This is a genomic window from Erwinia sp. AC075, from assembly GCF_979253995.1.
Genome location: NZ_CEEDEU010000001.1, coordinates 539,141 through 552,497, shown reverse-complemented (window position 1 = coordinate 552,497; position 13,357 = coordinate 539,141). Strand labels below are relative to the sequence as shown.

The following is a 13,357-nucleotide window of genomic DNA, read 5'->3' as shown; positions in this document are numbered from 1 at the left end:
TGGTGCAGAACGCAAGAGAAGCCCCCGGAAGATCACCTTCCAGGGGCTTTTTTTTTGGGCCATGCCCTGGCCAGGATGGACGAACTGCCAATAATCTCAGGTCGAAGCAGACAGGAAATAAGGAAAGGTACCGATGTTAGATAACACCCGTTTACGCATAGCTATGCAGAAATCAGGCCGTTTAAGCGATGATTCACGCGAATTGCTCTCCCGCTGCGGCATCAAAATCAATCTGCAGCAGCAGCGTCTGATTGCCTTCGCCGAGAACATGCCTATCGATATTCTGCGTGTCCGTGATGACGATATTCCGGGCCTGGTCATGGATGGCGTGGTTGACCTTGGTATCATTGGCGAGAACGTGCTGGAAGAAGAGCTGCTGAACCGTCGTGCTCAGGGCGAAGACCCGCGTTATTTCACCCTACGTCGTCTGGATTTCGGCGGTTGCCGTCTGTCACTGGCGATGTCCGTTGATGATGAATATACCGGTCCGCAGTGTTTACAAAACTCCCGTATCGCCACCTCTTATCCGCACCTGCTGAAGCAATATCTGGACAAACAGGGCGTAGCGTTTAAATCCTGCCTGCTGAATGGTTCAGTCGAAGTGGCCCCTCGTGCCGGTCTGGCGGATGCCATTTGTGACCTGGTGTCTACCGGCGCCACGCTGGAAGCCAACGGCCTGCGTGAAGTTGAAGTGATTTACCGTTCTAAAGCCTGTCTGATCCAGCGTGACGGCGAAATGCCAGGCGCCAAGCAGGAACTGATCGACAAACTGATGACCCGTATCCAGGGTGTTATTCAGGCCCGCGAATCCAAATACATCATGCTGCACGCGCCAAGCGAAAAGCTGGAAGACATTATCTCCCTGCTGCCGGGTGCCGAGCGCCCTACCGTGCTGCCACTGGCGGGCGATAAGAGCCGCGTCGCGATGCATATGGTCAGCAGCGAAACCCTGTTCTGGGAAACGATGGAAAAGCTGAAAGCGCTGGGCGCCAGCTCCATTCTGGTATTGCCAATTGAGAAGATGATGGAGTAACCGATGGCAAACTTCGCGACCCCCATCGACTGGCAGACTTGTGATGACGCGCAGCAACGCGCGCTTCTGACTCGCCCGGCGATTTCAGCATCAGAGAATATCAGCCTTACCGTGCGCGGCATCCTGGATAAGGTTAAAGCGGAAGGCGATGCGGCACTGCGTTTCTACAGCGCGGCTTTCGATAAGACCCAGGTTGATGCATTGCGTGTCACCGCAGAGGAAATTGACGCGGCCGCCGCCCGTCTGGGTGATGACATAAAGCAGGCGATGGCCACGGCCGTAGGCAACATTGAAACCTTCCACGTGGCGCAAACCTTGCCACCGGTTGATATCGAAACGCAGCCGGGCGTACGCTGCCAGCAGATCACCCGTCCGGTGGCCTCGGTGGGTCTGTATATTCCGGGCGGCACCGCCCCGCTGTTCTCGACCGTATTGATGCTGGCCACCCCGGCCCGCATCGCCGGATGCCAGCGCGTGGTGCTGTGTTCGCCGCCGCCGATTGCCGACGAAATCCTCTATGCCGCCAAACTCTGTGGTATGAAGGAAGTGTTCCAGGTTGGCGGCGCGCAGGCAATTGCCGCGCTGGCGCTGGGCACGGAATCGGTGCCGAAAGTCGACAAGATTTTTGGACCGGGTAACGCGTATGTGACCGAGGCGAAGCGCCAGGTCAGCCAGCGCCTTGATGGGGCCGCGATTGATATGCCCGCCGGACCTTCTGAAGTGCTGGTCATTGCCGATGCGGAAGCGACACCGGCGTTCGTCGCTTCGGACCTGCTTTCCCAGGCTGAACACGGTCCGGACTCTCAGGTTATTTTACTGACGCCGTCATTACAGATGGCGAAAGACGTGGCTGCAGCGATAGAAACTCAGCTGGCCGAATTGCCACGCGCAGAAACCGCACGGAAGGCGCTGGAAAGCAGCCGTCTGATTGTCACCAGGGATCTGCAGCAGTGCATTGAAATCAGCAACCGCTATGGGCCGGAGCACCTGATTATCCAGACGCGTCAGGCGCGTGATTGGGTAGACAGCATCACCAGCGCTGGGTCGGTATTCCTCGGTGACTGGTCACCGGAATCTGCCGGCGACTATGCGTCCGGCACCAACCACGTGCTGCCGACCTACGGTTATACCGCAACCTGTTCAAGCCTCGGTCTGGCGGATTTCCAGAAGCGTTTGACCGTGCAGGAGCTGACGCCGCAAGGCTTTTTGAACCTCGCACCGACCATCGAGATTCTGGCAGCCGCCGAACAGCTCACCGCACACAAAAATGCCGTCACCCTGCGCGTTGCCGCGCTTAAGGAGAAGCCATGAGCACTAAGATTGAAGAGTTGGCGAGGGCTAACGTCCGCGCCCTCACGCCTTATCAGTCTGCCCGCCGTCTGGGTGGCAACGGTGATGTCTGGCTGAACGCCAATGAATATCCGCTGGCCGTGCCCTTTGAGCTGTCGCAGCAAACCCTGAACCGCTACCCGGAATGTCAGCCTGCGCTGGTGATTGAGCGTTATGCCGCTTACGCCGGTCTGACCAAAGAGCAGGTTCTGGTTAGCCGGGGTGCCGATGAGGGTATCGAACTGCTGATCCGCGCCTTCTGCGAGCCGGGTAAAGATGCGGTGCTGTTCTGCCCACCGACTTATGGCATGTACAGCGTCAGCGCTGAAACCATCGGCGTGGAATATCGCACCGTGGAAGCCGGTGAGGGTTGGCAACTGAACCTGCCAGCCATTGCTGAGCAGCTGGATGGCGTGAAGCTGGTTTACATTTGTAGCCCGAACAACCCGACCGGTAATCTGGTTAATCCTGATGATATTCGTCAGCTACTGGAAATGACGCGTGGCAAAGCACTGGTGGTCGCGGATGAAGCTTACATCGAATTCTGCCCGCAGGCGTCGTTGACCGGCTGGCTGCAAGCCTATCCCCATCTGGTGATCCTGCGGACGCTGTCGAAAGCCTTTGCGCTGGCAGGATTGCGCTGTGGCTTCACTCTGGCGAATGCTGAGGTGATTGCCCTGTTGATGAAGGTTATCGCACCCTATCCTCTCTCCACCCCGGTTGCCGACATTGCAGCCCAGGCACTGAGCGACCATGGCATTGCAATAATGAAATCCCACGTCAGCGAGTTGGTTGCCACCCGTGAACAGCTGATCGCCGCCTTGCAGCAATGTGACTGCGTTGAGCAGGTGTTCCCAAGCGAGACAAACTACGTTCTGGCGCGCTTTACTGCCTCCAGCCAGGTCTTTAAAACGCTCTGGGATCAAGGCATTATTCTGCGTGACCAGAACAAACAGCCGGGGCTGTCGGGATGCCTGCGCATCTCCGTCGGCACCCGTGAAGAGTGTAACCGCGCCATTTCGGCGTTGAAAACCTTACCCGGCGCGTCCGATACCAGGGAGCAAGCATGAGCCAGAAAGTCCTTTTTATCGATCGTGACGGCACGATCATCTCCGAGCCGCCGACCGACTTCCAGGTGGATCGCATGGACAAGCTGGCCTTCGAGCCAGATGTAATCCCGGTGCTGCTGTCACTGCAGAAAGCCGGCTTTAAACTGGTGATGATCACCAATCAGGATGGCCTGGGCACCGACAGCTTCCCGCAGGCTGATTTCGATGGCCCGCACAACCTGATGATGCAAATCCTTTCCTCACAGGGCGTGCAGTTTGATGATGTGTTGATTTGCCCGCATCTGCCTGCTGACAACTGCGACTGCCGCAAGCCGAAAACCAAAATGGTTGAAACCTGGCTGGCCGCTGGCGTGCTGGATACCGCCAACAGCTACGTGATTGGTGACCGCGCGACGGACGTGCAGCTGGCAAGCAACATGGGCATTACCGGCCTGCTCTACTCGCGCAACGACCTTAACTGGCTGGCGATTGAGCAGCAGCTGACCAAACGCGATCGTCATGCGCTGGTGAAGCGTAATACCAAAGAAACGCAGATCAGCGTTGAAGTCTGGCTGGATCGAGAAGGCAACAGCAAGTTCAACACCGGCGTCGGCTTCTTTGACCATATGCTCGATCAGATTGCTACCCACGGCGGTTTCCGTATGAACATCGATGTGAAGGGCGACCTGTATATCGACGATCACCACACCGTGGAAGACACCGGCCTGGCGCTGGGCGAAGCCTTACTGAAAGCGCTGGGTGACAAACGTGGCATCGGCCGCTTTGGCTTTGTGCTGCCAATGGACGAATGCCTGGCACGCTGCGCGCTGGATATCTCCGGCCGCCCGCACCTCGAATATAAAGCGGAGTTCAGCTATCAGCGCGTAGGCGACCTGAGCACCGAGATGGTTGAACACTTCTTCAGCTCGCTCTCTTACACCATGGCGAGCACCCTGCACCTGAAAACCAAAGGCAAAAACGACCATCACCGCGTTGAAAGCCTGTTCAAAGCCTTTGGCCGTACGCTGCGTCAGGCCATTCGCGTTGAGGGCAACACGCTGCCCAGCTCGAAAGGAGTGCTGTAATGAACGTGGTGATCCTGGATACAGGCTGCGCCAACCTCTCATCGGTAAAGTGGGCCGTGCAACGTCTGGGCTACGATCCGATCGTGAGCCGCGATGCGGATACGGTGTTACAGGCAGATAAACTGCTGCTGCCGGGCGTGGGTACCGCGCAGGCGGCGATGGATCAGCTGCGCGAGCGTGAGCTTATTCAGCTGATCAAAGCCTGTACTCAACCGGTGTTGGGCATCTGTCTTGGCATGCAGCTATTGGGTTCTGAAAGCGATGAAAGCGGCGGCGTGAAAACCCTCGGCATCATCGAGCAACCGGTTTTGAAGATGGTCGACCTGGGTCTCCCGCTGCCGCATATGGGCTGGAACCAGATCACCTCACAGGCGGGTAATCACCTGTTCCGCGGCATTCCTGATGGATCCTACTTCTACTTCGTGCACAGCTATGCCATGCCGGTAAACGAGTACACCATCGCCCAATGCAGCTACGGTGAAGCCTTTACCGCTGCGGTGCAGAAAGATAACTTCTTCGGCGTGCAGTTCCACCCGGAGCGTTCCGGTGCCGCTGGCGCGCAGCTGCTGAAAAACTTCCTGGAGATGTAACGGGCATGATTATCCCCGCGTTAGATTTAATAGAAGGCAAAGTGGTCCGTCTGCATCAGGGCGACTATGGTCAGCAGCGTGATTACGGCAGCGATCCGCTGCCACGTTTACAGGATTATGAAGCTCAGGGCGCGGAAGTGCTGCACCTGGTGGATTTAACCGGTGCCAAAGATCCGGCGGCGCGCCAGATCCCGCTGCTGACCACGTTGCTCGCAGGCGTTAATGTGCCGGTGCAGGTGGGTGGCGGTATCCGCACCCGTGACGATGTGGAAGCGCTGCTGAACGCCGGTGCCACCCGCGTGGTGGTCGGATCAACGGCGGTAAAAGATCCTGAAGAAGTGAAAAGCTGGTTTAAGCAGTACGGCCCGGATGCCATTGTGCTGGCACTGGACGTACGTATTGATGCCAACAACCGCAAGGAAGTGGCGATCAGCGGCTGGCAGGAAGCCGCCGGCGTGACGCTGGAAGAAGTGATTGAGCAGTTTCTGCCGGTCGGCCTGAAACATGTGCTGTGCACCGATATCTCCCGCGATGGCACGCTCAGCGGCTCCAATGTTGAGCTGTATCGCGAAGTGTCCGCCCGCTTCCCAACCATCGCCTTCCAGTCCTCGGGTGGCATTGGTTCGCTGGATGACGTTGCGGCGCTGAACGGCTGCGGTGCAAAAGGCGTGATCGTCGGTCGCGCCCTGTTGGAAGGTAAATTCACCGTTGCGGAGGCAATCTCATGCTGGCAAAAAGGATAATACCCTGTCTGGACGTCCGCGACGGTCAGGTAGTGAAAGGCGTACAGTTCCGTAATCACGAAATTATTGGCGACATCGTGCCACTGGCCCAACGTTATGCCCAGGAAGGCGCGGATGAACTGGTGTTTTACGATATCACTGCCTCGTCAGATGGCCGCGTCGTCGATAAAAGCTGGGTTTCCCGCGTGGCTGAAGTGATCGATATCCCCTTCTGCGTCGCGGGCGGGATCAAGTCGGCGGAAGATGCCGCCCAGATCCTGTCATTTGGTGCCGATAAGATTTCAATCAACTCGCCGGCGCTGGCCGATCCCGAGCTGATCACCCGCCTTGCCGACCGGTTTGGCGTGCAGTGCATCGTGGTTGGCATTGATACCTGGTACGACAGCGAAACCGGCAAGTATCACGTCAATCAATATACCGGCGATGAAAGCCGTACCAAGGTTACCACCTGGGAAACGCTGGACTGGGTGCAGGAAGTGCAGAAGCGTGGCGCGGGCGAAATCGTGCTGAATATGATGAATCAGGACGGCGTGCGCAACGGCTACGACCTGATCCAACTGCAGAAGATGCGTGAGGTTTGCAAGGTGCCGCTGATTGCCTCTGGCGGCGCGGGCACCATGGAACACTTCCACGAAGCCTTCCGGGATGCCGATGTCGACGGTGCGCTGGCCGCTTCCGTCTTCCATAAGCAGATTATTAATATCGGGGAACTGAAAGCGTTCCTGATTGAAAAAGGTGTGGAGATCCGCGCGTGTTAACAGAACAACAGCTGGCCCAGCTAGATTGGGTAAAAACTGACGGCATGATGCCGGCCATCGTCCAACACGCGGTGTCGGGTGAAGTGCTGATGCATGGCTACATGAATCAGGAAGCGCTGGCTAAGACGCTGGAAATTGGCAAAGTGACCCTGTGGTCGCGCACCAAACAGCGTCTGTGGACCAAAGGCGAGACCTCTGAAAACTTCCTCAACGTGGTCAGCATCACACCGGATTGTGATAACGACACCTTGCTGATTCTGGCGAACCCGATTGGCCCCACCTGCCATCTGGGTACCTCGAGCTGCTTCTCTCCGGCCGCCCCTGACTGGACGTTCCTCTACCAGTTGGAGCAACTGCTGGCTGAACGTAAGCACGCGGATCCAAAAAGCTCTTATACCGCCAGCCTGTACGCCAGCGGCACCAAGCGTATCGCGCAGAAAGTGGGTGAGGAAGGTGTGGAAACCGCACTGGCGGCGACCGTTAACGATCGCCATGAACTGACTAACGAAGCCTCCGATTTAATCTATCACCTGCTGGTCCTTCTGCAGGATCAGGATTTGAATCTGAGCACCATCATCAACAACCTGCGTGAACGTCACAAGTAGTTCTCAGCACTGTTGCTAAGGCCGGGAAACCGGCTTTTTTTTATAATTAAAAATTCACACCACCGGCAGCAGCAGTTACTCTGAATGCTTGTGTAAAGTTATTGAGATGTAATAAATAATGGCTAAAGCTTTGATGTCTTCTGTGCTGCGTAAGGCAGCGATTGCCTCGTTGATGGCAGGCTGCGCTTTTGGCGCTCAGGCCAAAATCGACCGGGTTCGCTTCGCGGTGGACCCAACCTATCCTCCTTTTGAGTCCAAAACCCCGCAGGGCAAACTGGTCGGTTTTGATATCGATTTGGGTAATGCACTCTGTACTCAGATGCAGGCGAAATGCGTATGGGTGGAAAGCCAGTTCGACGGCATGATCCCGGCCCTGAAAGCGCGTAAATTCGATGCCATTCTGTCGGACATGGGCGTTACCGAAGAACGCCTCAAGCAGATCGACTTTACCGAGCCGATGTATGACACCAAAACCCAGCTGATTGCCCGCAAAGGCTCCGGTCTGCTGCCAACCCCGGAATCGCTGAAAGGCAAAACCGTCGGCGTTGAACAGGGTACCGTGCAGGAGCGCTATGCGCTGGCGAAATGGCAGCCGGCTGGGGTGAACGTCGTTCCTTACGGCGATCAGGCTCAGGTTGAGAGCGATCTGGTTTCCGGCCGCCTTGATGCGGTGTTTACCGATGCGGCACAGGCGGCTATCGGCTTCCTGAAGCATCCTCAGGGCAAAGATTTCGAACTGGCCGGCCCGATTGTGCAGGATCCGATTATCGGCCCTGGCACCGCGATTGGCCTGCGTAAAGGCGATGCAGAGCTGAAAACCGCGCTGGACAACGCTTTCGCGGAAATCAAGAAAAACGGCACCTTTGATAAGATTCAGAAGCAGTATTTCGCGACCGATATCTCCATTCAAAAATAGTGTCTGAGTCGCGTCTGCGGGCGCGACACTCTTCCCCCTTTCAAGTGATCTGACCATGCAACAACGCCATCATCCCCTGTTCAGCGCCTCGCTGGGAACGCAACGCGAAATCATCAGCTGTCACTTTGGCGAACCTTCTCCTCGTCAGGTCTATATTCAGGCGGGCTTACACGGCGATGAACTGCCTGGCGTAGCCGTTGCCTGGTATTTGAAGCAAAAGCTGAAGACCTTAGAGTCTGAAGGACGCCTGGCCGCCGCTATCACCCTGGTTCCGGTTGCCAACCCGATTGCGTTGGGTCAGCACTGGCACGGTACGCATTTAGGGCGATTCGAAACTGCCTCCGGGCAGGATTTCAATCGGCAGTTCCCCGCGTTGGGCCCGGCGCTGGCGGAACGGCTGGCTGGCAAATTGACCCAGGATGCTGAGTCTAATCGTGAACGGATTCGCGCAGCGATTAACGACTACTTTGACGGCGCAACGGTGGTGACAGAGCTGACGTCGCAACGCCACACGTTGATGAGAATGGCCTGTCAGGCCGATCTGATGATTGATATTCACTGCGACTGGGAAGCGGTCACGCATCTCTACACAATGCCGCACGCGTGGCAGGCGATTGAGCCGCTGGCGCGATACATTGGCAGCGATGTGCAGCTTATTGCCGACATCTCCGGCGGTGAACCGTTTGATGAAGCCTGCTGTGAACCCTGGCTGTATTTGCAGCGTAAATTTGGCGACAGCTTCCCAATGCCGCAGCCGCTGCTGCCGGTGACGCTTGAGTTGCGTGGCGTAAGAGATGTCAGCCATGCGCAGGCAGAAACAGATGCCGACGCCATTATCAATGCTTTGATTCACGCGGGTTACATCATTGGTGAAGCGCCTCCCCTACCAGAATTGCATAATGAAGCCGTACCGCTGGCGGGCTGTGAATACATCACCACGCCGCATTCAGGGGTGATCCTGCATCGCCGCGAGATTGGTGAGTGGATTGAAGCTGGAGAAGTCGTCGCCGACATTCTGGACCCGTTAACCGACAGGCTGACGCCATTGGTGGCTGAACACGGTGGATTGCTGTATGCGAGGCACTGGGTAAGGTTTGCAACGGCGGGAATGTTGGTGACGAGGCTTGCCGGGAAAGACGCGATTCGTGACGGGGATTTGCTGGTTCCGTGAGTGTGCATGAAACAAAAAAAAGGCTTCCCGAAGGAAGCCTTTTTTAATAGCGGAGGATGTTATTCCATCCACTCGGTGTGGAACACACCTTCTTTATCGGTACGCTTGTAGGTGTGTGCGCCGAAGTAGTCACGCTGCGCCTGAATCAGGTTCGCTGGCAGTACCGCTGAACGGTAGCTGTCGTAGTAAGCGATAGCAGCTGAGAAGGTTGGTGTCGGGATACCGTTCTGTACAGCGTACGCCACAACATCGCGCAGCGCCTGCTGGTATTCATCAGCGATGTTTTTGAAGTACGGCGCCAGCAGCAGGTTAGCAATGTTGGAATCGTCTGCGTAAGCATCGGTAATCTTCTGCAGGAACTGAGCACGGATGATGCAACCAGCGCGGAAGATTTTAGCAATCTCGCCGTAATGCAGATCCCATTTGTTTTCGTCAGAAGCGGCTTTCAGCTGAGAGAAGCCCTGAGCGTAAGAAACGATTTTACCCAGGTACAGAGCGCGGCGAACTTTCTCAACGAACTCGGCTTTATCACCAGAGATAGTCTGCACGGTTGGACCGCTCAGTACTTTGGACGCTGCAACACGCTGCGTTTTCAGCGAGGACAGGTAACGCGCAAACACCGACTCGGTGATCAGTGACAGTGGCTCGCCCAGGTCCAGAGAGCTCTGGCTGGTCCACTTACCGGTACCTTTGTTCGCTGCTTCATCCAGAATCACATCAACCAGGTATTTACCGTCTTCATCTTTTTTGGTGAAGATGTCTTTGGTGATGTCGATCAGGTAGCTGCTCAGCTCGCCTTCATTCCACTCGCTGAAGGTTTTCGCCAGGTCATCATTGCTCAGGTTCAGGGCATTTTTCAGCAGGGAGTAAGCTTCTGCAATCAGCTGCATGTCGCCGTACTCGATACCGTTGTGCACCATTTTGACATAGTGACCCGCGCCATCCGGACCCATGTAGGCTACACAAGCTTCGCCTTCTGCACGCGCAGCAATCTCATTCAGGATTGGGGCAACCAGCTCGTAAGCTTCTTTCTGGCCGCCAGGCATGATGGATGGGCCCTTCAGTGCGCCCTCTTCACCACCGGAAACACCGGTACCGATGAAGTTGAAGCCCTGGTCAGACAGTTCGCGGTTACGGCGAATGGTGTCTTTATAGAAGGTGTTACCACCGTCGATCAGGATATCGCCCTTATCAAGGTGCGGAGTCAGAGAGGCGATAGTCTTGTCAGTCGCTTCGCCTGCCTGAACCATCAGCAGGATACGACGTGGCTTCTCAAGGGAATCAACAAACTCTTCGATGGTGTAGTAAGGCGCCAGTTTTTTGCCTTCGTTCTCTGCGATGACTTCTTCTGTCTTCTCGCGTGAACGGTTAAAGATGGACACGGTATAACCGCGGCTCTCGATGTTGAGAGCCAGGTTGCGGCCCATTACTGCCATACCTACAACGCCGATCTGTTGCTTGGACATTACATACTCCTGTCTGAAGGTCACTCACGACGCCTGTCAGAGGCGCCGCGCGTTAATGTGGCAAACATGTTAACTCAGGATAGCTGATTAAAGGTAGTGATTGATGCGATTGGCAATCTTTGTTGCAAATGAGCAAGTTAGGAAACATTAGCCCGCATAATTACGCAGGTTTTCAGACCAGGCATATCACCAAATCAATTTTTTTTAATATTAGTTCTGAATACAAAGAGAAAATGTCTTCCGGTTGGCCATCCGAGTTGTCGCCATTTTGTTACTGCAGGAAGATCTTTGCACAAACTCTGGCCAATGAATCATGATGGTGGCTTAACAGAATCAGAATTATCGCAGCGAAAGGAGTTTGGACGTTCGGACATTAAATCTGAGTAACAAAAATGGGGAGCATTGCCCCCCACTTTCAATTATTACGCTACTGACTCTTATAAACTTTTTACATCAATAACCTGATAGCCAACTTTATTTACTACAGCGCCGATAATTCGTTCTACTGCATGAGCCAGAGTACCATCCAACTGCCCTGCCTCAAGCTCAAACTCTTCTTCATCAATGAGTTTGTTGGTCAATGGCTCAAGAGCATCCATTCTGAACCAGAACATTGAACCGGCGGGGAAACTGGTCTTAAAGTCAGTGGAAAGCTGAGGTGCTCCGAGTCTGGTAAATATTTTATTCAACCACGGGCGGTTACCAAGATTAATCTCAGGAATCGAAAGGTCAGTGATCGAGTTAGCGGGCGCAATAACACCAGTTTTAGGATCTGCTTTAAAGCGTTCAAGAATGCCGTAAACCTGAGGAACGGTCCCCAAAAGGTCATCGAACAAGCTCTCTCTCCATTGTTGACCATCAACCCGATGAGGTGATTTCTTGGTGTGGACTTTGCAGATGAATTTATAGCCAAAACCTTCTGCAACTTTCATCGCCTGGATAAATGGCCTGATATCACGACCTCTATTATCAACCAGAATAAAGAACACATTACTGAAGGTTTCTTTAATTTTAGTTAAGGTCTCTGCTTTAACATCGCTACGAATAGTAATAATAAGATCGAGTGTATTTTTATGTTGTGCAATATATTTATCGACCAACTCGCAGGCAAGATCTTCATAATAAGCATGCAGGATTACCGCAGTATCAGACTGAGGTGTAAACTTTTGGTTTATCTCAGAGATATACTGGTGATCACAGTCATATTTTGATAAAGAATTACGCAATATATTGGCTGTGGCATGTAAGTAAGCGTAGCCATTGTAACGATCCGGCTCAAGGTGTGCGCCTTCAGCCCATTCATTCCATGCATTCACAAAGACAAGACGCTCTTCTGGTCTGCTTTCCATGGTCGTTTTGATGGCACTGTCGAGCCATTTTGCATAAAGCTCGGGTTTAGCATTATGGAACGAGTAACCCTGACCTGGTTTTCTTGCCTCGTTATCCCATGAAGGCATAACGGCTTTGAAATATGGGAAACGTTTATCAGTAATGGAACCGGCTCTGGAAGCCAGCTCTTCATAATCATAGACTCTGCCGGAGAATTTCTTATTCAGTAAAGTGACATTATCGGTGATATCACGGGCCCCCATCTGATGAGGAGGGAATTCTACAATGGCATCAAATCCGAATGGCTCAGGGCTGGTGACCTCAAAAGCTTTCACCACAACCAAATACAGGCCGGGTAAGCCGTTTTTGATTGCATGTTCACGCCAGCGTATACCGGTAGCACGGGCATCAGGTAATGATGCTGGACGATATAGAATCAATAATGGTTTGCCATCAACACGAATATAACGCTCATCTTTCAATGCCGGCATGATGTCGTCAAGGAAGGCAATATCATCTTCAGGGGAATGATTCTGAGCAATCAGAACATCATTTTCCAAGCCATCCCATCGGCGGGTCCAGTTTTCATTGGCCCAACAGAGACAGAAATTTATATCCAGTGTTTTATCTTTAAGGAAATTATTAACAGGCGTTTCCATCAGACGCTTGCCACCAAACCAATAGTGATGGAAGCAAAAACCATGAACACCGTATTGTTTAGCCAAATCGATCTGCTGACTCATGGTCTCAGGAAGACGTAAGTCATAAAAACCAAGCTCACCAGGGAGTCGAGGCTGCTGTTGCCCTAAGTATTGAGGTCTGGCCTTGGTGACATTGGTCCACTCGGTAAATCCATGGCCCCACCACTTATTATTCTCTTCAAAGGGATGATATTGTGGTAGATAGTAAGCAATAACTTTAACTGGCAGGTCTACACCTTCCAGTGAATCGAGCGCTTTAGGAACATAATGGCTTTGTTCATTAACCTTGAGCTGGTTACGATTATATTCGCTGGCCAGCCATGCTTCTAATAAAGAATCTCGGCCTCCGGCAGCCGCCTGTTCCATGTCAACAAAAGAGTCAGGTGCATAATGATTCCCTGTGCTATTCCCATAAGCAAGTTTGATTCGCTGATAAGCAGCCTTAACTCCATCATTTTTAATGATATCTTTTAGCAGCTTAATTCGATATCGGACGAGGTCTTTGCCTTCAGCACTAAGCATTTTTTTGGCAAATGAATAAAGTTTCAATTTTGACACCTTATAAATCACTGTAAAATAAAT

At 53.6% G+C, this 13,357-nt stretch carries 12 protein-coding genes and 1 other annotated feature (1 of these 13 only partly in view); of the genes, 10 read left to right on the top strand and 2 right to left on the bottom strand.

All coding sequences use genetic code 11. The features are described 5' to 3' along the window. Positions 1–55: a sequence feature (His leader region), on the top strand; it begins 68 nt to the left of the window's first position. Between the two features lie 78 nt (positions 56–133). The 10 genes from hisG (at position 134) to AC0IXH_RS02465 (ending at position 9,279) form a co-directional block, all read left to right on the top strand. Then, positions 134–1,033, top strand: a complete 900-nt coding sequence (gene hisG, locus AC0IXH_RS02510) for an ATP phosphoribosyltransferase (protein ID WP_013202925.1) — start codon at positions 134–136, stop codon at positions 1,031–1,033. Positions 1,034–1,036: 3 nt separating this feature from the next. Then, positions 1,037–2,344: a histidinol dehydrogenase gene (gene hisD / locus AC0IXH_RS02505; RefSeq protein WP_471719883.1), complete on the top strand. Its 1,308-nt coding sequence runs from the start codon at positions 1,037–1,039 to the stop codon at positions 2,342–2,344. Next, entirely contained in the window at positions 2,341–3,432 is a 1,092-nt protein-coding gene (gene hisC, locus AC0IXH_RS02500; RefSeq protein WP_134824546.1) for a histidinol-phosphate transaminase, read from the top strand. Before hisD ends, hisC begins: the two co-directional genes overlap by 4 nt. Beyond that, positions 3,429–4,496 carry a bifunctional histidinol-phosphatase/imidazoleglycerol-phosphate dehydratase HisB gene (hisB, locus tag AC0IXH_RS02495; protein WP_053142118.1) on the top strand — a complete coding sequence of 356 codons (1,068 nt, stop codon included), beginning with the start codon at positions 3,429–3,431 and terminating at the stop codon, positions 4,494–4,496. The genes hisC and hisB overlap by 4 nt, the downstream gene beginning before the upstream one ends. After that, positions 4,496–5,086, top strand: coding sequence for an imidazole glycerol phosphate synthase subunit HisH (hisH, locus tag AC0IXH_RS02490; RefSeq protein WP_013202929.1), 591 nt, complete (start codon positions 4,496–4,498; stop codon positions 5,084–5,086). The genes hisB and hisH overlap by 1 nt, the downstream gene beginning before the upstream one ends. A 5-nt stretch (positions 5,087–5,091) precedes the next feature. After that, positions 5,092–5,829: a 1-(5-phosphoribosyl)-5-[(5-phosphoribosylamino)methylideneamino]imidazole-4-carboxamide isomerase gene (hisA, locus tag AC0IXH_RS02485; protein ID WP_206403977.1), complete on the top strand. Its 738-nt coding sequence runs from the start codon at positions 5,092–5,094 to the stop codon at positions 5,827–5,829. Continuing rightward, entirely contained in the window at positions 5,811–6,587 is a 777-nt protein-coding gene (hisF, locus tag AC0IXH_RS02480; RefSeq protein WP_041692061.1) for an imidazole glycerol phosphate synthase subunit HisF, read from the top strand. Before hisA ends, hisF begins: the two co-directional genes overlap by 19 nt. Continuing rightward, positions 6,581–7,192, top strand: coding sequence for a bifunctional phosphoribosyl-AMP cyclohydrolase/phosphoribosyl-ATP diphosphatase HisIE (gene hisIE / locus AC0IXH_RS02475; protein ID WP_013202932.1), 612 nt, complete (start codon positions 6,581–6,583; stop codon positions 7,190–7,192). The genes hisF and hisIE overlap by 7 nt, the downstream gene beginning before the upstream one ends. Positions 7,193–7,310: 118 nt before the next feature. Next, on the top strand, positions 7,311–8,108 hold the full coding sequence (locus AC0IXH_RS02470) for an ABC transporter substrate-binding protein (protein WP_013202933.1): 798 nt from the start codon (positions 7,311–7,313) through the stop codon (positions 8,106–8,108). 55 nt (positions 8,109–8,163) lie between these two features. Beyond that, positions 8,164–9,279, top strand: a complete 1,116-nt coding sequence (locus tag AC0IXH_RS02465) for a succinylglutamate desuccinylase/aspartoacylase family protein (protein WP_471719882.1) — start codon at positions 8,164–8,166, stop codon at positions 9,277–9,279. A 59-nt stretch (positions 9,280–9,338) separates the two neighbouring features. Here AC0IXH_RS02465 and gndA read toward each other — a convergent pair whose 3' ends face one another. Both gndA and AC0IXH_RS02455 read right to left on the bottom strand, forming a co-directional pair. After that, positions 9,339–10,745: an NADP-dependent phosphogluconate dehydrogenase gene (gndA, locus tag AC0IXH_RS02460; RefSeq protein ID WP_346594115.1), complete on the bottom strand. Its 1,407-nt coding sequence runs from the start codon at positions 10,743–10,745 to the stop codon at positions 9,339–9,341. Between the two features lie 437 nt (positions 10,746–11,182). After that, entirely contained in the window at positions 11,183–13,324 is a 2,142-nt protein-coding gene (locus tag AC0IXH_RS02455; protein WP_346594113.1) for a glycoside hydrolase family 99-like domain-containing protein, read from the bottom strand. Between the last annotated feature and the right edge of the window lie 33 nt (positions 13,325–13,357).